The following is a 19,645-nucleotide window of genomic DNA, read 5'->3' as shown; positions in this document are numbered from 1 at the left end:
GGATACTATGAAAATAATGATCTCAGTCGGCGAAGCCTCCGGCGATCTGCATGGCGCCAGCGTCGCCGCCGCTTTGAAACTGCTTGAACCCAATATTGAACTTTTCGGGATGGGCGGCAAGGCGATGCGGGATGCCGGTGTTACTGTGAACTATGACATCGCCGGCCTGGGGGTTATTGGTTTTGTGGAAGTCGTCAAAAACCTGGGAAAATTATTTGCGTTGCGTGATAATCTTGCGGCACTTATGGATCAGGAACGTCCGGATGTTCTGGTAATTATCGACTATCCGGATTTTAATCTGAGACTGGCAAAAATCGCTAAGGCAAAAGGCATTCCGGTTGTCTCGTATATCAGCCCTTCCGCCTGGGCGTGGCGGCGCGGCCGGGCGAAGGACGTGGCCGGGCTGGTCGATAAGCTGGCAGCCATTTTTCCGTTTGAAGCCGAAGTGTACCGTGAGGCCGGAGCCAATGTAACCTTCGTCGGGCATCCGCTGGTAGATATTGTCAAACCGTCATTGGCTAAAGAAGAAGCTTACCGGTTTTTTAATGTACGTCCAGGTCAGCCGGTAGTGTTGCTGATGCCAGGCAGCCGTGAGCAGGAAGTCAGCAGCCTGCTGCCCGTTATGCTGGAGGCTTGCCGGCAGGTTGCCGGGCAAGTGCCTGACTGCCGGATTTTTTTGCCGGTTGCCTCGACAATTTCCCGGGAAATGCTGCAAAATATGATTGACGGTTATACTATGGATGTTACCCTGACAACTGAGCACACCTATGATTTAATGGGGATAGCCGATGTTGCTATCGCATCCTCAGGCACAGCCACCCTGGAGACTTCGCTAATGGGAGTGCCTACTGTCATTATTTATAAAATGGCGGCACTTACCTATCTGCTGGGGAAACTCCTGGTAAAAATACCGAATATCGGCTTGCCGAACATTGTGGCCGGGCGGAGGATTGTGCCGGAACTGCTGCAAGGCGAGGCCAACCCTGGCACGATTGCCGCTGAGACTCTTGTCTTGCTGACCGATCAGACTGTGCGGGAAAAAGTAATGGCAGACTTAGCGGAAGTAAAGGAGAAACTCGGGCAAACCGGTGCTGTGCACAGAGTAGCCGAAGTTATCCTGGAAGTGGCGCAGGCAAGACAGCTTCGCTGATATTTCAAGTTATGAGGTTAAAACTAGATGAATCTTTATCTGCGATTGTTACAATATATCAGACCATACCTGCCGCGCTTTATCATGGCCATTGTCTGTATTCTGGTAGCGTCAGGCACCAATCTGGTGCTGCCCTGGATTATTCAAAATGTGATTGATGATGTACTGACCGCCAAGGACATGTATAAGCTGAACATCATTGCCGGGGGTATTGTGGCAGTTTACTTACTGCGCGGTTTTTTCTTTTTTGGCCAAAACTACCTGATGTCCTATATTGGTCAGAGGGTAGTTATTGATATCCGGGAGGGGTTATACCGCCATTTTCAGCGCCTGTCACTGTCGTATTTTGAAAAGCGGCAGACAGGCAGTATTATGAGCTATGTCACCAATGACGTGGCTGCCCTGCAAAACGCGCTTGTTGAAAGTGTCATTGAGCTGGTGACCGAGTCGGCGATATTAATTGGTTCAATGGCGGCCATGTTCTATATCCACTGGAAACTGGCCTTGCTGACTTTGATTACCATGCCGCTGGTGGCGCAGGCCATCAATATTTTCGGCAAACGCCTGCGAACCGCCAGCCGGATAACGCAGGAGCGGGCGGCTGATATTACCTCTGTTCTCCAGGAAACCATTTCAGCGGTAAGAGTCATCAAATCCTTTGTCCGCGAAGAATATGAAATCGGACGTTTTAACCGGGAAAACTATTCGAATTTCCGGGCGCAAATGAAAACAGCGCAGCTTAGTGCCACCTTAACGCCGATTATTGAGTTTTTAGGGGCCATTGGTGTTACCCTCATCATTTGGTATGGCGGGCGTGAGGTCATATACGGCAACCTGTCGTCAGGAGCGCTTATTGCCTTTCTAATCTATGTCGTCAATATTACCAATCCCATCAAACGCCTGAGCCGGGTGTATTCCAATATCCAGCGGGCGCTGGCAGCGGCACAGCGGGTGTTTGACGTTCTCGATACCGAACCTGAAATTAAAGATATGCCTGGCGCGAAGGAATTGCCGCGCATCACCGGCCGGTTAACCTTTGAACAGGTGAATTTTTCCTATAAGCCGGGCGAAATGGCACTGGCCGATGTATCGCTAACCGTGGAACCCGGCCAGATGGTTGCTATTGTCGGGCCGAGCGGTGCCGGCAAAACTACCATTGCCAACCTCATTCCGCGGTTCTATGACCCCATGAGCGGCCGCATAACCATTGACGGCTACGACATTAAGACCGTAACCCTGGCATCACTGCGTGAGCAAATTGGTATCGTGCCCCAGGAAACTGTCCTGTTCAACGGCTCGGTATATGAAAATATATTATATGGCGATCTTAAGGCCAGCGAGGAGGCCATTATTGCCGCCGCCAAGGCCGCCAACGCCCATGAGTTTATTATAGGTATGCCGGAAGGGTATAACACGCAGATTGGCGAACGCGGCTCCAAGCTTTCCGGCGGACAGCGCCAGCGCATTGCCATTGCCAGAGCTATCCTCAAAGACCCCCGGGTACTGATTCTGGATGAAGCCACCTCGGCGCTGGACACCGAAAGTGAGAAACTGGTACAAGACGCACTGGACAAGCTCATGGTCAACCGCACCTCGTTTGTTATTGCCCATCGCCTGTCTACCGTACAGCGGGCCGATATCATTCTGGTAATGGACAAAGGACGCATTATCGAGCGCGGCATTCATGAGCAGCTGCTGACCGCAGGCGGATTGTACAGCAAGCTGTACCAGGTGCAGTTTGCTAATAAATAAAGAGGTATTAATATGTATCTTATTTATAACATTATAGCCGTACTACTGGTTATTCTGGCTCTGCCGGTGTTTTTCATAAGAACCATCCGCGAGGAGGGCTTTGCCGAGCGTCTGAAGCAGAGCCTGGGCAGACTGCCTGAGGAAACGGTGGCTAAAGTGGCCGGCAAAGACGCTATTTGGCTGCATGCCGCCTCGGTGGGCGAAATTGTTGCTACCAGTCCGGTAGTCAAGGAGATAAAGCAAGAGCTTCCCGGCAGACCGATACTGGTATCGGTGGTTACGGCTTCCGGCTATGATATGGCAAAACGAATTATTCCCGAGGCTGACGGCATCATCTATTTTCCCCTTGATCTGCCGTTTCTCAGCCGTGCGGTCATTTCCAAAATCCGCCCCAGGGTTTTTCTGCTGGTCGAAACCGAATTATGGCCGAATTTCCTGAAAACCGCTAAAGTCATGAAGATTCCGGTCATCATGGTCAATGGGAGAATCAGCGAAAAAAGCCTGAACCGCTACTCCTATTTCCGGGGTGTGCTCAAAGACATGCTGGGTACCATTGTGCAGTTTTGCATGCAATCCCCCATTGATGCCGAGTATATTATGAAGCTTGGCGCCGATCCCCGGCGGGTAGTGGTTACCGGCAACACGAAATTTGATCAAAGCTATACCACCCTGAGCGGTGAGGAAAAGACCGCCTTATATCATACCCTGCATTTGCGGGAATCGGGTTCGATTATTGTGGCAGGCAGCACGCACAAGGGTGAAGAAGAAGCACTGTTTACGGCCTTTAGTCAGATTATCGCGGAATTTCCCGACAGCCAGATGGTCGTCGCCCCCCGCGATATTATGCGGGCCGAAGAAATCATTGAACTGGCGGCAGACTATGACCTTCAGGCTGTCCGACGCACCCGGCTGCCGGCGGACAGGCCTGCCGTCCTGCCCAACATCATTATCATTGATACCATCGGTGAGCTGGGGAAAATTTACGGTGTTGCCGATATTGTCTATACCGGCGGCAGCCTGGTTCCCCGTGGCGGGCATAATATTCTGGAACCTGCCGCTCACGGCAAACCCATTCTTGTCGGGCCGCATATGTTTAATTTTAAAACCAGCTATGCTATGCTGTCTGACGGCGGCGCGTGCCTGACCGTAAAGGACAGCGCCGATTTGACGGCGACCATCCGCAGCCTGCTGCACAATCCGGAGAAAATACAGGAAATGGGTCAGGCGGCGCTGGCCATTATCAGCGAAAACCAGGGTGCATCCCGGAAAAGCGCTTTGCTGTTAAAAGAAGTGCTTGAAAGCTCCGGGGAGTTGGCAACCTCGCCGGCACACCGGCGGGGCAAGGGCACAGACCATAAGATGCCGCACCGGGAAGCCCCGCAAATCTATCTGTACAAACTGGTGCATGGTGAAAAACACGGGCTGTTTGCTGCCGTGCTGCTGGCTGTGCTCCGTGCCATGTCGGTGTTGTACGGTCTCGGTGTTTCCATCAAACTTGCTTTCTACCGGTCTGGGATATTAAAATCCTATCGCCTGCCCTGCAAGGTAATCAGCCTGGGCAATATTACCGTGGGCGGAACCGGCAAAACGCCTACCGCCCAGCGGCTGGCCGCCATCATCCGGGACATGGGTCACCGGGTGGTAATCTTAAACCGCGGTTACCGGGCCAGCTGGAAAGGGGAAGTCGGTGTAGTATCTGACGGCCGGAAAATTTATATGTCAGCCGGTGAGGCCGGCGATGAAGCTTACCTGCTGGCTAAAAGCCTGCCGGGAGTACCGGTAATTATTGGCCGCAACCGTTATATCACCGGTGAATATGCGGTAAATAACCTGCAGGCCGAGATAATCATCCTGGATGATGCCTATCAGCACTGGCTGCTCCAGCGTGATCTTGATATTCTGCTTATTGATGCGCTGAATGTTTTCGGCAATAATTGCTTGCTGCCGCGCGGCACTCTGCGGGAACCGCTGGCCAATTTAAACCGGGCCAATGCCTTCCTGTTGACCAAGGTGGATCAGGCGACAGATGAGGCCAAGGAGACCATCAGGGAAACCCTGGCAAAATACAACAATGAAGCATTGATTGTCGAGAGTACGCATACGCCGCAGTGTTTCATTGAAATTGCGGAATGGTCCAAAGGTGTCGCTTCTGAACATGTGCCGTTAACTGTCATCCAAGACCGCTCCATCCTGCCATTTTCGGCCATCGGCAATCCGTCCTCCTTCGAAAAAACCATCACGGATTTAGGCGGAGTGGTGGTTGATGCGGTGCGATATCCTGACCACCACGACTATACCATGGCGGAAATGCAGTGGATTATGCAAAAGGCCATTGACAATCAAGTAGCGGCGCTTATTACCACCGACAAAGACGCGGTTAAAATCCCGTCAGAGTTTATTCATTCCGAGCGGTCGCTGCCTGTGTATGTTTTGTCCATTGAAGTCAGATTTCATGACGGCTGTGAAAAACTCATGGCAATGATCAATGAAGTGGCAAAACCCTATTCCGAATGCGGGGGTAATGTAAAATGAAGGTTTTATGTGTAATTCCGGCACGGTATTTCTCTACCCGGCTGCCGGGTAAGCCGCTGGCATTAATTGCCGGCAAACCTATGGTTCAGCATGTGTATGAGCGGGCCAAACAGGCTAAACGCCCGGACGTGGTGCTGGTAGCAACAGACCATGAACTGGTATATCAGGCGGTCAAAGAGTTTGGCGGCCAGGTAATGATGACTTCACCGGAGCATCCGACAGGCACTGACCGCCTGGCGGAAGTTGCCGCAGAGTATCCTGAGACCGATATCATTATTAATGTCCAGGGCGATGAACCGCTCATAGCGCCGGAAGTCATTGACCTTTTGGCCGGCGCTTTTGATAATTGTCCGGAGCTCAATATGGCAACCCTTATGACGGAAATGGACAAAAGTGAATACAACCTGCCCAGCGCGGTAAAGGTAGTGACTGCTATTGACGGCTACGCACTCTATTTTTCGCGTTCCCTGCTGCCATATCCCCGTAATACCAAGCTGCCTGACGGTCAGCTGCCGGTGTACAAGCATATCGGCATTTACGCCTACCGGCGCGAATTTCTCCTCAACTACGCGAAACTGCCGCCGACACCGCTGGAACTGACCGAGTCGCTGGAACAGCTCCGGGCACTGGAGCATGGGCACAAAATTAAAGTGCTTAAAACCGACTTTAAATCCATCGGTGTTGACACCCCGGAAGAACTGGAAAAGGTGAATACCTATTTTCAGACTTTGCAAAAGTAATATATTCAGGAGGCGAAACTATGCATACCGTACAAATTCAAAACATCACAGTTGGCGGACAGAACCCTATTGTGCTGATTGCCGGACCCTGTGTTATTGAAGATCCTGAGCGCACCCTGGCCATCGGCCGGTCAATCAAGGAAATTGCCGGCCGCTTGCAGATTCCTTATATTTTTAAAGCGTCCTATGACAAAGCAAACCGTTCTTCCTATAATTCCTTTCGCGGTCCCGGCCTGAAAGAAGGCCTGAGCATCCTGGCGCATATTAAAAAAGAGCTGCAAGTGCCGGTGGTCAGTGATATTCATTGTGTCACCCAGATTGAAGCTGCAGCCGAGGTTCTGGATATTCTTCAGATACCGGCCTTCCTCTGCCGTCAGACCGACCTGGTATATGAGGCGGGCCGCACCGGTAAAGCTGTTAATGTAAAAAAGGGCCAGTTCCTGGCACCGCTGGATATGAAAAATGTCATTGCCAAGCTGGAAGAGGCCGGCAATCGTAATATTTTGCTGACAGAACGGGGCGCTACCTTTGGCTATAATAATCTGGTAGTGGATTTCCGTTCCCTGCCGATTATGCGGTCCCTTGGTTATCCGGTGGTATTTGATGCCACCCACAGTGTCCAGCTGCCCGGCGGCGCCGGCACCAGTTCCAGCGGACAACGCGAATTTGTGCCCTATCTGACCAGAGCGGCAGTTGCTGCCGGAGTTGACATGCTGTTCATGGAAGTTCATGACAATCCGCCGGAAGGCAAGTCAGATGCCGCCAATATGCTCTATGTCGACAAACTGGAAGCACTGCTGCAGGATGTAATCGCCATCGATAATGCAGTAAGAAAACATAAGTAAGGAACACGGGATTGCCAAGTGCTGCAGCACCAGGTGTCAATCCCGTGTTTTAAGGAGGAAATTACAATGCCTATTGAACATGCCCGTGCTTGTTTGGAGCTGGAGGCGGAAGCTATTCGTGCCCTAATTCCCCGGATCAATGAACAATTTACCATTGCAATGGGAATGATTATCAATTGCTCCGGCCGGGTAGTTGTCAGCGGTATGGGCAAATCCGGTATTATTGGCAAAAAGATAGCTGCAACCCTGGCCAGCACCGGTACGCCGGCCTTTTTTCTTCATCCGGCCGAAGGCATTCATGGCGACTTGGGGATGGTTACCTCTCATGACATTGTCCTGGCTATTTCCAACAGCGGTGAGACCAATGAAGTGATTGGCCTGCTGCCGACCCTTAAACGTATTGGTACACCGATTATTGCCATGACAGGCCGCGCTAAATCTACCCTGGCACAGAATGCAGATGTTTTTCTTGATGTGGCGGTAGCCAAAGAAGCCTGCCCGCTCGGCTTAGCCCCTACTGCCAGCACTACCGCCACCCTGGCGATGGGCGACGCCCTGGCGATTGCGTTATTATCGGCCCGCAACTTCACCCCGGAGGATTTTGCCCTCTACCACCCTGGCGGTGCCTTGGGACGCAAGCTGCTGCTCACCGTAGAAAATGTCATGCATGGCGGCAGTGATTTGCCGGCAGTAACACCGGACAAGACGGTAAAAGAAGCGTTATTTTCCATTACCGCCCAGGGACTTGGCGCCGTTTTAGTGGTTGAGTCACTGGCGAGCATGAAACTTGTGGGATTGTTAACAGATGGCGACATTCGCCGCAGTCTGGAAAAAGGACATGATTTCCTGGATAAACCGGTAGCCGGGCTAATGACCAGACAGCCCCGCACCATTACTAAAGACAGGTTGGCGGCCCAGGCTCTTAATTTTATGGAAAAAAACAAACCACGCCCCATTACCGTGCTGCCAGTAGTTGACAGTGAATTTCGTGCAATTGGTATTATTCACCTTACTGACTTATTACGTCAAGGAGTGGTATAATGAATAGTGTCCCCTATGCTGCCCGAGTTAAGTTCATCATTTTTGATGTGGATGGAGTGCTGACCGGCGGCCATATTATCTTCGGTCAGGAAGGGGAGGCGCTAAAGGCGTTCCACTGTCAGGACGGTATGGGAATATCGCTGGCGCACAAGGCCGGCTTAAAGACGGCCATCATCACCGGACGTAACAGTGAAATCGTACGCCGCCGCGGCACTGAGCTCAACATCGGCGACATCCATCAAGGCGCTGCCGATAAAGTTACGGCCTTGCAGGAGCTTATAAAAAAGCATGCCCTGACCCCGGAACAGATAGCCTATGTGGGCGACGACATCAATGACCTGCCTGTCATGGTGCAGATTGGCTTTCCCTGCGCGGTGGCCAATGCCGTGGCCGAAGTGAAAGCCGTGGCCAGATACATTTCCGGCCGGGCGGGCGGCGATGGCGCTGTCCGTGATATTATTGAGCATATTCTTAAGGCGCAGGGAAAATGGGACGGAATAATTGCCGAATATCTGAACAAAGACAGGTTCAGCCTGGAACAGTAGTAAATAGTACCAAGAGCATCTCTTGGAGAAAGGAGCAGACACATGGCAAATGAATGGCAATATCATATATGGAAACTAGCCAGCCGCTTGGTGTGCCTGCTGCCACATCCGGTCTTGCTTTCTACCGGCAGGATCCTTGGCCGGCTCTATTACCGGTTAGCCAAAAAACAGCGTATCCGGGCCATTGAACAGAGCAAGGAGCGGCTCGGGCTGTCGCAGCCTGAGGCCGAAGCCATGATAAAAAAATCTTTTATCAAATTAGGTCAGACCTTCCTTGAAGTCCTGCATATGCCGGCTTTGACCCAGGAAAAGGTCAGGCGCTATATCACCATTGAAAATCGTCATTACCTGGAGGAGGCGCTGGCCGGGAAAAAGGGCGTTGTTTTTCTGACAGGCCATCTGGGCAACTGGGAATGGTTTGGCGCAGCCCTGGCGCTGGAAGGCTTTCCTGTTGCCGACATCATAAAGGCTCAGCCTAATGAGCACCATACCAGGATACTGAACGAACACCGTGAGTTGTTTGGCATAGAACTGTTTGCCAGCGGCACCAGTGAAATTATCGGCGCCGCCAGAGCTCTAAAAAAAGGCAAAATGCTGGCTTTTTTTGCCGATCAGGACGCCGGCCATGACGGCGTATTTGTTGATTTTTTAGGAAAACCTGCGGCAACCCCGCTGGGGCCGGCCGTTTTTGCCCGCAAGTTCAAAGCCCCTGTGGTACCGGGGTTTATTGTCCGCAACCCTGACGGCACCCACCGCATCATGCTGGAGCCGCCCATTTATTTTGAAGACACCGGCAATCCGGAGGCCGATTTATATACTATGACCGAACGCATGACCAGAATCATTGAGTCAGCAGTCAAAGACTATCCTGATGAATGGCTATGGTTTAAAAAGCGCTGGAATACTGAGGTGAAGTCTTCTTGAAGAGTAAGCGATATTTGGCGATTGCCTGCGCGCTGCTGATCCTGACAGGAGGAGTCTACTACTTCTTCTGGGGGAGTGCTGCCGATTCAACCGATTCCCCGGCAACCCCGTCTCAAGCTCCGCTCAACCTTACATTTTCCGGAAGCACCATTGTCGAAGAAGAGGATGGTAAAAAACTGTGGGAATTGAATGCCGATACCATAGAGGCTGCTCCCACGGGAAACACCATCTATCTGAATAACCTTAAAGGAACCTTTTACCGGGAAAAAGACGGTACAGTGGATATCAGCGCCAACCGGGCGACACTTGATACCAAAACACGCGACATTTCCATGCAAGGGAATATCAGGGCCATAAACAGCAATGGGGCGGTATTTACCGCACCTGAGGCCTGGTGGTCAGGGGAACCCAAGCACTTTACCGGTGTTGGCGGCGTTACTTTGACCAGAGGCGATACCACCATTACCGGCGATAAGCTGGAAACCGATGATAAAATGGAAAAATTTAAAATCTACGGCAACGCTAAGGTCGTTACAGGAGGGAAGAATGAATGAAAATCAATAGGAAGTGTACATTACTCACTGTATTTACGGCGATAACCTTAAGCGTCGGCAGTTTGCTTGCCGGGGCTGCGCCGCAGCCTGCAGCCAAAACGCCTGTCGAGATTACGGCCAATGCCATTGAATACGATGCGCCCAGCGGTATCATGCATGCTACCGGTGGGGTCCGCATCACCCAGGGCCAGACAGTAATGACCGGCGCTGAAGCCAAATACAATGTTAAAAGTCAGGAAGGCCAGCTTACCGGTGGTGTACAAGCCGTGAGCCAGGATGCCACCCTGAGCGCCGCCCAGGTACAGACCTACAAAAATAACTCCCATCTGATTGCCAGGGGGGATGCCGTCCTGACCAAGGGCGATAAACGCCTTACCGGTCCGCAGGTGGAATATTTCCCTGACACGCAATATGTTCTGGTGCCGGAAAGCGGCAGGATTGAAATGCCTGACGGCACCATGACTGCCGATAAAATTGAAGCTTTTATCAACGAAAATAGCGCCACCGGCACCGGCTCGGTTCATATTGTCAGCCCGGTGCGCAAGCTTGACGCCACCGCCAATATGGCGACCTACTACGGGGAACCCAAGGGACAGAGCAAGGTTATCCTGACAGGCAATGCCCGTGCCGTCCAGGACGGCAATGTTCTGGCTGGAGAGACACTGACCCTGCGGCTTGATGAAAAGGCCATGGACGCCAGCGGCGGCCGCAACCAGCTTGTCATTACCCCGCAGTAACCGGGAAAACGACTGCGCCTGCAATATTTGTTAATGCCGAATAGATAGCTAGTGAGGATGTTGGCGATATGTATATCGAAACCCGTGACTTGATCAAGACCTTTAAAACCCGTAATGTGGTCGACGGTGTCAGCCTGCGTGTGGACCAGGGACAAATTGTCGGTCTCCTGGGCGCAAATGGTGCAGGGAAGACCACCACCTTCTATATGATTGTCGGCCTGGAGCGTCCCAGCAGTGGTCAGATATTTATTAATGATGAAGAAATAACCCATATGCCAATGTATCAGCGTTCCCGTTATGGCATCGGCTATTTGCCGCAGGAAGCCTCCATTTTTCGCAAACTTACGGTAGAAGACAATATTATGGCCATCCTGGAAACCACCAGGTTAACTGCTGATGAGGCCAACGCCAAGATGGAAAGCTTACTGAAGGAATTCCATGTTGACCATGTCCGTAAACGCAAAGGCTCTGAACTCTCAGGCGGCGAACGCCGGCGGGTGGAAATCGCCAGAGCGCTGGCTACCGATCCAAGTTTTATTTTGTTGGACGAGCCCTTTGCCGGTGTTGATCCGATTGCGGTAGCCGATATCCAGGCGATTATCAGCTATCTCAAACAACGCGGCATCGGCGTACTCATTACCGACCATAATGTCAGGGAAACCCTGAGCATTGTTGATAAAGCGTATATCCTCAATGAAGGGCAAATCCTTATCGACGGCGACAGCGATACCATTGCCAACAGCGAAGTCGCGAAAAAATATTATCTTGGCCACAACTTCAGCTTGTAAGGAGAAATTCATGCGTATACTTGACAAATACATCCTCAAAGAGCTGCTTGGCCCGTTTTTTTTCGGTATCGCCGCCTTTTCCAGCATTTTTATCGGTACCAGCACGCTGTTTAGGATTGCCCAATATGTTACGAAATATGGCGCACCCATCACCACGGTCGTCAAACTATTTGTCTATAGCTTGCCGGGGATTGTCGTCCTGACGTTTCCGATGTCCATGCTGCTGGCGGCGCTATTGTCTTTTAGCCGGTTGTCCAGTTCAAGCGAGATAACGGCCATGCGTTCAGGCGGACTTAGCTTTTTCCGGCTGACCATTCCGGTTATCATTACCGCGATGGTTGTCAGTGTGGCCGCCATTGCCCTTAACGAAAAGGTTGTGCCGGCCGCCAATGCGAGTTATAGTTATATTGTGCGGTATGAAATAGAAAAACAGTCCCGGCCCAAATCACAGGAACACATTATTGTCAAAGATGTCAAAGGCAGCAACATTGAACGCTTGACCTATGCCCAAAACTTCATGGCAGATACCAATACCATGAGTAAAGTATCTGTCCAGGAATTTGAGAACGGACGCCTGGTCAGGGTGCAAAGCGCTGAAGCCGCCAAGTGGGCGGAAGACCGCTGGATTATGTATAATGGCACCATTACCGACCTTTCTAACGAAGGCAAGGTCGGCAGGATTCTTAAGTTTCAGGAGCAGGTAATGCCGATTGAAAAAAATCCGCAAGCCATTTCCCAGGAACAAAAAAAACCGGATGAAATGACCATGCAGGAACTGAAAGAGCAAATCGCAGTCCTGAAACGAGAATATGTCAGCACTGGTAAATATGAAGTCGAACTCTACCAGCGGGTGGCTATCCCCATGGCCAGCTTTGTTTTCGCCCTGATCGGTACGCCGTTGGGCCTGTCGCCTAACCGTTCAAGCTCCTCCATCGGTTTTGGGTTAAGCATTATCATCATTTTCATGTACTATACGGTACTGACCATCTCCGGCGCCTTAGGGCAGGGCGGGGCCCTGCCGCCGCTGCTCGCAGCCTGGCTGCCCAACATTGCCGGTACCATTGCCGGGATATATTTGATCTACAAGGCCTCCAAGTAAAGAAAAACCGTTACCATTGCTGAGGCGCGGGCGGCCGTTATGCATAAGCGGAGGTTAAGCGCCAGCGTCGCAGCGTTGTATAGCGGCCGCACGTGCCGGTTTCTATAGAGAGGAGGGATACCATGTATGGTTTGGCATTGATTGCTATAATTGCCGTGATGGGTGGAGCCATTGCCTATATTGGCGACAAACTAGGCACCAAAGTAGGAAAGAAAAAACTCAGTATCTTTGGTCTCAGGCCCAAGCACACCTCAATTATTGTTACCATTGTTACCGGGATCCTGATTTCAGCCGCTACTCTGGGCTTAATGACGGCTGTATCCTGGGATGTCCGTACGGCGCTGTTTGGCATGGAAGAGCTTAAAGCCCAACTGGTATTCCTAAATGGCGAAGTGGATTCAAAAACCCAGGAACTTGAACTAAGCCGTGCCGAGCTTGAAACCAAAACGGCTGAATATACAGCCGTCAGCACCAAGGTTAAAGAAACCATTGACCAGTTAAGCCGCAGCAAGGCTGAGTTGAACGAAGTAACCAGCGAACGAGACAAGGCCTCGGCTGCTTTAACTGTGCTACAGACAGACTATGCCGCAGCCCGGCGTGATTTAGCTGCCTACCAGCAGAATATTAAAAGTCTGCAGGCCACCAAACAAGAATTGGATGACCGTATTGCCGGTCTTACTACTAAAATAGATGAACTGAACACCGCCAAAACAGAACTGCAAAGTGACCTTGACCACTTGAACGAAGTGGCGACAAACCTCAAACAAGGCCTCCAGATTGCCAAAGAGGGTACCGTAGTGTTTCGTACCGGTGAAGTATTGTCCACCACCGTGGTGGAGGGCGGCAAGGGGCCGGAGGATACCGCCGGAGCATTAGGCGAAGCCATCTACAAAACCAATGCTATGCTACTGGACAAACTTAATGTAGCTGACAAGAAACTGGAGATACTATGGATTGCCCGCTCCGACTTCGAGCAAGCGTCGGCTTTGATTGCCCAAACCAATCAGGAGGTCATTGTCCGTATCTCGGCAGTAGGCAACACCGTATACGGTGAACCGGTTATCGGCGGTCTGGAGCTGTTCCCCAACCACCTCATTTACCGCAAAGATGAGACCGTCTACCGTGAAGTGGTTACCATGTCAGGAGAGCCGCATCAGGCTGAAGAAACCGTCATGGCTTTCCTGCAGCAAGTCAATATGGCTGCTGTCAAAAAAGGCATCCTGCCTGACCCCATCCAAGGCACAGTCGGCAGCATGAGCGGCTCCGAACTGTTTGAAACCATCAACAAAGTCGGGCGCCACCGCGGCAAGATTGAGCTTTCTGCCGTAACTGAACAGGATACCTACACCGTCGGACCGATACGAATCGAAATTGGCATTAAAAGCGTTCCATAACTTACCACCTGAGAATCCTGCTTACCAAGCAGGATTCTTTCTTTTTTAGGCGAATCTATAGTAACATGAAAGTTGATTATGTAAACAACATAACAACTGTCAAGACACGAAGGCATTGCCAATAAATGCTTATAAAACAAGGATTTTACCAAAACTTACAACTGCGGTTTTAGCAGGAATCCTTGAAAGAGTGTCGAAATTATGTTAATATAAAACCTGCGGAATGCGGCAGGTGCGTATCGAGAAAAAAGCCCTGCAGAGAGGAAGGACAGATTGAGGAAACGTGGACACTCATTCAAAAGCCTCCCCCTTGAACGGGTGGACCTCCCGGTATGCCGGTGGCGACACCCGCGAAATTAAAAATATCTCAAGGGGGATTCTCTAATGAACAAAAGACTTCTGAAACTAGCTGTAACCAGCGCTCTTACCGTAGCCTTCGCTGTTCCTGCTTTCGCTAACCCCTTCTCCGATGTTCCTGCAAAACACTGGTCCTATGATGCTGTAAACAAATTGGCGCAAGCCGGTGTAGTAACAGGCTACGAAGATGGCACCTTCAAAGGCGACAAAACAGTCAGCCGTTACGAAATGGCTTCCATTGTTGCTGCTGCTATGCAAAAAGACCTCAACAGTGACCAAAAAGAAACTGTGGATCAACTGTCCAAGGAATTTGCTACCGAACTGAACAGCATGGGCATCAAAGTAGAAGCCATTGACAAAAAAGTTGACAACATGGTTAAAATCTCCGGTGACGCCCGTGTACGTTATGGCGCCAGCGACAGCTACGACAACACTGATTTCCGTGCCCGTGTAAGCTTTGACGGCAAAATCAACGACAACCTGAAATTCAATGCCCGTCTGACTAGCGACAACATGAACTATAATGACGACTTCACTACCAAAACCGGTATCAAACTTGACACAGCCAATGTAAGCTTCGACGCTCTTGGCCTGACCAACACCATTGGCCGTCAGGATCTGGTACTTGGCAATGGCTTCCTGCATGACTATGCAATGACTGGTATTACTTCCGAAATTGGCAACCTGAAACTGTTTGCCGGTCATTTGAAGGACAGCAACGAAGTATATGGTGCTGAATACGGTATGAAACTGGGCGCAGCTGATATTACTGCCGACTATGTAAAATATGACACAGCAACCAATGATGTAGATGTTTATGGCGCTAACGTAGGCATTAAGCTGACCAACAGCGTAACTGCCCTCGGCGAATTCTACAATGTTGACCAAGGCAACACTGACGCCAATGCTGCCGCTTATGGCCTGAAGTTCAACAAGCTTGGCCTGACTGCCCTGTATCGTGACGTAGAAGACGGCGCTAACTCCGCATACTCCGGTATGAACAATGATATGCAGAGTCTCAAAGACGAAGACGGTTACAAAGGTCTTGAAGTAAGATATGACCGCGCACTTGCTAAAAACACTACTTTGAACCTTAAATACCAAGACTTCGAAAAACAAGACGGTACTGAAATCGACGGCGGCGCTCGTACCCAGGCTGCCATCAACGTTAAATTCTAATAATGCATTCCGCAGCATTAAGGACGCCTTTGGGCGTCCTTTTTGTGTGCCTTGTTACCCACTTGCGTTGCAATCGCAGTTTATTTACTACGGAAGGGTACAAGCAGAGTACGCACCGCTTACAGGTATAGAAAGCCCCGGACAGGAAAAAATACTTGACAAAAAAGGATAGGTTTGCAATAATGTATCTAGCTAATTGAAAACCATTCTTAACAAGATGATGTTTTAAAAATACCAGAAGCTCATCACTGGTTTTACGCATATAAATAAGGAGCGAACAATAACGTGCCGGAAGATATGGTGGTAGCCATCGACCCGGGCCGGGAAAAATGCGGTCTGGCTGTAGTACATAAAGAACAGGGTATTATTTGCAAAACCATTATTGCAACCCCCGGACTAGCCGCGGCCACGGCTAACCTGGCTGCAAGCTATAAGCTTACTACCGTAATTATTGGCAACAGTACCACATCTGTTACCGCCCGGACAGAACTTGATGCAATTCGCGTGAACGGCCAAAGGCTAACTCTGATTCCTGTTAATGAATACCGTTCCACCGATGAGGCCCGTAAACGCTACTGGCAGGATAATCCGCCCCGGGGCCTGAAACGCCTCATACCCACTACCCTGCAAGTGCCGCCGGTCCCGGTAGACGATTACGCTGCTGTGATTCTGGCTGAACGGTATTTTGCCAATCAACCATAATTACTAAAAAAATACCAAATAAGCAGGAATTATGTTTTTCATGTAGAATAATTCACAAACGTAAGAAAAAAATCTTTTTGTTAAAAAATTCTTGTTCTTTGCGTCTGATTAAAGCAGACGTTAAGATAGAAGCATAAGCGCAAGAAGAAACTTTTGAGGAAACTTGGACACTCAAATGATTTGCTTCTTAGGCCACTGCTCAAAAACAAAATTTCCAAAACCTAAGGAGGTCACTCACGATGAAAAAACAAACCGCTATGGCTCTTGCAGCAGTATTTGCAATGAGCGTTGCTGGCACCGCGCTGGCAGCACCTGCTAACCCCTTCGTTGATGTTCCCGCAAAACACTGGTCCTATGACGCTGTTTCCAAGCTTGCCCAAGCCGGCGTAGTATCCGGTTATGGCGACGGCACCTACAAAGGTGACAAAACCATGACCCGTTATGAAATGGCTACCATCATCGCTAAAGCTATGGCTAACAGCGAAAAAGCCGACGCTGAAACTCAAAAAACCATCAACGCTCTTGCTGCTGAATACGGCGCAGAACTGAACAACTTGGGTGTTCGCGTTGACAACCTCGAAAAGAAAGTTGGCAATGTCAAGCTTTCAGGTGAGATTCGTGCCAGATATGAGAATAACGAAATTGATAATGTTAAGAAGATGTCACAGGGTCTTCGTTCACGGATTATGATTGAAGGCCAAATTAATGACGAGTGGACATATACTGGACGTCTTGAAAATGAACAAGATTTGAGAACTACAGGTGGCGAAGATGGTACTTCGCTTAACTGGGCATATGTTCAAGGCAAAATGGGTATTTTTGATGTTACAGCTGGTCGTTTTGATGTTACTCCCGCTTATGGTATTGCTTTAGACGATACTGTTGACGGTATCAACATTGGTTTCGGCAATAAGCTCAAAGTAGACCTTTTCGCTGGCAAACAAGATTATGTTGAGGATGGAACCGGCGACAACACCTATATTGCTAATTTGAGCTATGCGTTAAGCGATAAATGGAATGTAAAAGGTGCTTACTTCCATATTGATCCTCAAACAGCAGGCGAAACTAATGCTAAACTCGCTGAAATAGGTATGGATTACCAATTGACTCCTACCGTCAATGTAAGCGGTGCCTATTTGAAGAGTAATGTAACTGATCAAGATAAAGGACTCTTCACTCAAATCTCCTATAAGGGCGCAGATATTGCCCATAAAGGCAGCTTCGGTGCTTGGGTCAACTATCGCGACCTGGAACAGGTTGTACTTTCCTCAACCCTAGACACAGCGAGTATACTAGACGCGAATGATGACTCATATGGTGGTAAGGGGTATGAAATCGGTTTTGATTATGTTCCGTTCAAAAATGGTAAGTGGACTACGACTTATACTGATTTAGATTCTACTGATAACACTAATATGAAAGGTAAGTATCTCAGAACCCAAATGGAATTCTTCTTCTAGCATTGAGTTTAAAATTTCCCGTCAGCAATGGCGGGAAATTTTTTTTACAAAAATTGCGTATAAAGCAGGAATATGCTTCCTGGTGTAGAATATAATAACATGTAAAAGCAGACTAGGAAGAAAAATAGAGGAAACATGGACACTCTATCCGGACTTCTTAGGAAGCTCAAAACAAAATTTCCAAAACCTAAGGAGGCAAACACACAATGAAAAGACAAACCGCTATGGCTCTTGCAGCAGTATTTGCAATGAGCGTTGCCGGCACTGCGCTGGCAGCACCTGCTAACCCGTTCGTTGACGTTCCTGCGAAACACTGGTCCTATGACGCTGTTTCCAAGCTTGCCCAATCCGGCGTAGTATCCGGTTACGGCGATGGCACCTACAAAGGTGACAAAACCATGACCCGTTATGAAATGGCTACCATCATCGCCAAAGCAATGGCTAACAGCGAAAAAGTCGATGCTGAAACTCAAAAAACCATCGATGCTCTTGCTGCTGAATACGGCGCAGAACTGAACAACCTGGGTGTTCGTGTTGATAATCTTGAAAAGAAAATCGACAATGTAACAATTACCGGTGTTATTCGTGCCAGATATGATAACAACGAAACTGCAAAGATTGGTGACATGCAGCAAGCCCTTCGGACTCGTCTTATCGTTAAAGGTAAAATTAACGACGAGTGGACATATACTGGACGTTTACAAAATGTTCAAAATCTGAGGACTACAGGTGGCGAGGATCCTACTTCACTCAACTGGGCATTTGTTCAGGGTAAAGTCGGTGTCTTTGATGTAACTGCTGGTCGTTATGATGTAAAACCTGCTTATGGTGTTGCATTAGACGATACTGTTGACGGTATCAATGTTGGCTTTGGTAATAAACTCAAAGCCAACCTGTTTGCTGGTAAAGATCATTATTCAGAAATAGCTCCTAATGCGGCAAACGATAGAAACAATACCTATATCGCTAGCTTGGCTTATTCTTTCAGCAAGAAATTAAATGCAAAAGCTGCTTATTTTGGTGTAGACTACAATAAAACTCTTAATGAAGATAATGCTAAGCTTTACGAAGTCGGTATGGACTATCAATTGACTCCTTCCCTTAATATTCAGGGTGTATATTTGAAGAGCAACGCTGATGATGATGATAAAGGCTATGCAGCTAAGCTTTCCTACAAAGGCGCAAGCGCTAAAAATAAAGGAAGCTTTGGTATGTGGGCAGCATATCGTAATCAAGATGCAAGCACTATGCTTTCCTCGACATATGATTATGATCAGGTAATAAGTGCTGCTGGTGCTGGTGTTGGTGCAAAAGGTTATGAAATCGGCGTTACTTATGCGCCAATGAAAAATGCTCTTTGGACCACATCGTATGCTGATTTAGAAGCTACTGCAACCGGTGTTGACCGCGACGGTACGTATTTCAGAAGTCAGCTTGAATTCTTCTTCTAAAAAATTCCTTGAATTTCCCGCCAAGCTTTGGCGGGAAATTTTTTTGTCCAAATTCTAAACGCTCTAATTAGGAACGCAGGAACGGGGTCTACCATAGGAAGTGGTAGCACACCCTCAATAAAAGTGATATAGTTAATAATGAACGAGGGTGTGGCTCATGGGGTTAGTTACCAGTGAAAGTTGGTTAACTCAGCTCTGAAATGCCGCCCTCGTTTTATTGTTATCTGTAACGTTGACCGGGATGATGCCGTTCTTGCGGGAAGTGGCTCTGATAGTAGACGTGACGTTGGATAACAAGCCGAGGGATCAAAGGAGGAGAAGTCTGAAATCCTGAGCCAAGGTGCTCAACAAGGAAAATGAGCATAGCAAATAAGCTGTCAAGAAACAGTTGGATG

General features: G+C 49.3%; 17 protein-coding genes. All 17 read left to right on the top strand.

Features of this window, described 5'->3' with window-relative positions:
- The first annotated feature begins 7 nt into the window (after positions 1-7).
- The 17 genes from lpxB (at position 8) to GT1_RS14390 (ending at position 19,250) form a co-directional block, all read left to right on the top strand.
- Positions 8-1,150, top strand: coding sequence for a lipid-A-disaccharide synthase (lpxB, locus tag GT1_RS14470; RefSeq protein ID WP_188399344.1), 1,143 nt, complete (start codon positions 8-10; stop codon positions 1,148-1,150).
- A gap of 27 nt (positions 1,151-1,177) precedes the next feature.
- Positions 1,178-2,902 (top strand): ABC transporter ATP-binding protein, encoded by a 1,725-nt coding sequence (locus GT1_RS14465; RefSeq protein WP_188399343.1) that lies wholly within the window; start codon positions 1,178-1,180, stop codon positions 2,900-2,902.
- A gap of 12 nt (positions 2,903-2,914) precedes the next feature.
- A complete protein-coding gene (gene lpxK, locus GT1_RS14460) occupies positions 2,915-5,434 on the top strand; it encodes a tetraacyldisaccharide 4'-kinase (RefSeq protein ID WP_188399342.1) in 2,520 nt (839 codons plus the stop codon).
- Positions 5,431-6,174 (top strand): 3-deoxy-manno-octulosonate cytidylyltransferase, encoded by a 744-nt coding sequence (kdsB, locus tag GT1_RS14455; RefSeq protein WP_188399341.1) that lies wholly within the window; start codon positions 5,431-5,433, stop codon positions 6,172-6,174. Before lpxK ends, kdsB begins: the two co-directional genes overlap by 4 nt.
- Before the next feature lie 20 nt (positions 6,175-6,194).
- Positions 6,195-7,019: a 3-deoxy-8-phosphooctulonate synthase gene (gene kdsA / locus GT1_RS14450; RefSeq protein ID WP_188399340.1), complete on the top strand. Its 825-nt coding sequence runs from the start codon at positions 6,195-6,197 to the stop codon at positions 7,017-7,019.
- Positions 7,020-7,085: 66 nt separating this feature from the next.
- Positions 7,086-8,060 (top strand): SIS domain-containing protein, encoded by a 975-nt coding sequence (locus GT1_RS14445; protein WP_188399339.1) that lies wholly within the window; start codon positions 7,086-7,088, stop codon positions 8,058-8,060.
- Positions 8,060-8,605, top strand: a complete 546-nt coding sequence (locus GT1_RS14440) for an HAD family hydrolase (RefSeq protein WP_188399338.1) — start codon at positions 8,060-8,062, stop codon at positions 8,603-8,605. The genes GT1_RS14445 and GT1_RS14440 overlap by 1 nt, the downstream gene beginning before the upstream one ends.
- A gap of 42 nt (positions 8,606-8,647) precedes the next feature.
- Positions 8,648-9,529, top strand: coding sequence for a lysophospholipid acyltransferase family protein (locus tag GT1_RS14435; protein ID WP_188399337.1), 882 nt, complete (start codon positions 8,648-8,650; stop codon positions 9,527-9,529).
- Positions 9,526-10,083 carry an LPS export ABC transporter periplasmic protein LptC gene (lptC, locus tag GT1_RS14430; RefSeq protein ID WP_188399336.1) on the top strand — a complete coding sequence of 186 codons (558 nt, stop codon included), beginning with the start codon at positions 9,526-9,528 and terminating at the stop codon, positions 10,081-10,083. The genes GT1_RS14435 and lptC overlap by 4 nt, the downstream gene beginning before the upstream one ends.
- Entirely contained in the window at positions 10,080-10,820 is a 741-nt protein-coding gene (locus GT1_RS14425) for an LptA/OstA family protein (protein WP_188399335.1), read from the top strand. The genes lptC and GT1_RS14425 overlap by 4 nt, the downstream gene beginning before the upstream one ends.
- 68 nt (positions 10,821-10,888) lie before the next feature.
- Positions 10,889-11,608 carry an LPS export ABC transporter ATP-binding protein gene (gene lptB, locus GT1_RS14420; RefSeq protein WP_188399334.1) on the top strand — a complete coding sequence of 240 codons (720 nt, stop codon included), beginning with the start codon at positions 10,889-10,891 and terminating at the stop codon, positions 11,606-11,608.
- A 10-nt stretch (positions 11,609-11,618) separates the two neighbouring features.
- Positions 11,619-12,707, top strand: coding sequence for an LptF/LptG family permease (locus GT1_RS14415; RefSeq protein ID WP_188399333.1), 1,089 nt, complete (start codon positions 11,619-11,621; stop codon positions 12,705-12,707).
- Between the two features lie 122 nt (positions 12,708-12,829).
- Entirely contained in the window at positions 12,830-14,101 is a 1,272-nt protein-coding gene (locus GT1_RS14410) for a DUF3084 domain-containing protein (RefSeq protein WP_188399332.1), read from the top strand.
- 384 nt (positions 14,102-14,485) lie between these two features.
- Positions 14,486-15,637 (top strand): S-layer homology domain-containing protein, encoded by a 1,152-nt coding sequence (locus GT1_RS14405; RefSeq protein WP_188399331.1) that lies wholly within the window; start codon positions 14,486-14,488, stop codon positions 15,635-15,637.
- A 285-nt stretch (positions 15,638-15,922) separates the two neighbouring features.
- A complete protein-coding gene (locus GT1_RS14400) occupies positions 15,923-16,339 on the top strand; it encodes a pre-16S rRNA-processing nuclease YqgF (RefSeq protein WP_223226272.1) in 417 nt (138 codons plus the stop codon).
- A gap of 239 nt (positions 16,340-16,578) precedes the next feature.
- Complete coding sequence (locus GT1_RS14395) at positions 16,579-17,799, top strand: S-layer homology domain-containing protein (RefSeq protein ID WP_188399330.1); 1,221 nt, start codon at positions 16,579-16,581, stop codon at positions 17,797-17,799.
- Between the two features lie 206 nt (positions 17,800-18,005).
- Entirely contained in the window at positions 18,006-19,250 is a 1,245-nt protein-coding gene (locus GT1_RS14390; protein WP_188399329.1) for an S-layer homology domain-containing protein, read from the top strand.
- Positions 19,251-19,645 lie beyond the last annotated feature (395 nt).

The organism is Sporomusa sp. GT1 (genome assembly GCF_014634905.1).
Lineage (GTDB): Bacteria > Bacillota > Negativicutes > Sporomusales > Sporomusaceae > Sporomusa > Sporomusa sphaeroides.
Note: the sequence above shows the minus strand (reverse complement) of the source record. Positions and strands in the feature narration are given on the sequence as shown.

What these genes read in the sequence shown, in the direction of transcription:
- GT1_RS14425 (WP_188399335.1), top strand. Translation starts at nt 10,080, where the DNA reads ATGAAAATCAATAGGAAGTGTACATTACTCACTGTATTTACGGCGATA.
- lpxB (WP_188399344.1), top strand. Translation starts at nt 8, where the DNA reads ATGAAAATAATGATCTCAGTCGGCGAAGCCTCCGGCGATCTGCATGGC.
- GT1_RS14415 (WP_188399333.1), top strand. Translation starts at nt 11,619, where the DNA reads ATGCGTATACTTGACAAATACATCCTCAAAGAGCTGCTTGGCCCGTTT.
- GT1_RS14445 (WP_188399339.1), top strand. Translation starts at nt 7,086, where the DNA reads ATGCCTATTGAACATGCCCGTGCTTGTTTGGAGCTGGAGGCGGAAGCT.
- GT1_RS14435 (WP_188399337.1), top strand. Translation starts at nt 8,648, where the DNA reads ATGGCAAATGAATGGCAATATCATATATGGAAACTAGCCAGCCGCTTG.
- GT1_RS14440 (WP_188399338.1), top strand. Translation starts at nt 8,060, where the DNA reads ATGAATAGTGTCCCCTATGCTGCCCGAGTTAAGTTCATCATTTTTGAT.
- kdsA (WP_188399340.1), top strand. Translation starts at nt 6,195, where the DNA reads ATGCATACCGTACAAATTCAAAACATCACAGTTGGCGGACAGAACCCT.
- GT1_RS14410 (WP_188399332.1), top strand. Translation starts at nt 12,830, where the DNA reads ATGTATGGTTTGGCATTGATTGCTATAATTGCCGTGATGGGTGGAGCC.
- GT1_RS14395 (WP_188399330.1), top strand. Translation starts at nt 16,579, where the DNA reads ATGAAAAAACAAACCGCTATGGCTCTTGCAGCAGTATTTGCAATGAGC.
- kdsB (WP_188399341.1), top strand. Translation starts at nt 5,431, where the DNA reads ATGAAGGTTTTATGTGTAATTCCGGCACGGTATTTCTCTACCCGGCTG.
- GT1_RS14465 (WP_188399343.1), top strand. Translation starts at nt 1,178, where the DNA reads ATGAATCTTTATCTGCGATTGTTACAATATATCAGACCATACCTGCCG.
- GT1_RS14390 (WP_188399329.1), top strand. Translation starts at nt 18,006, where the DNA reads ATGAAAAGACAAACCGCTATGGCTCTTGCAGCAGTATTTGCAATGAGC.
- lpxK (WP_188399342.1), top strand. Translation starts at nt 2,915, where the DNA reads ATGTATCTTATTTATAACATTATAGCCGTACTACTGGTTATTCTGGCT.
- GT1_RS14405 (WP_188399331.1), top strand. Translation starts at nt 14,486, where the DNA reads ATGAACAAAAGACTTCTGAAACTAGCTGTAACCAGCGCTCTTACCGTA.
- lptB (WP_188399334.1), top strand. Translation starts at nt 10,889, where the DNA reads ATGTATATCGAAACCCGTGACTTGATCAAGACCTTTAAAACCCGTAAT.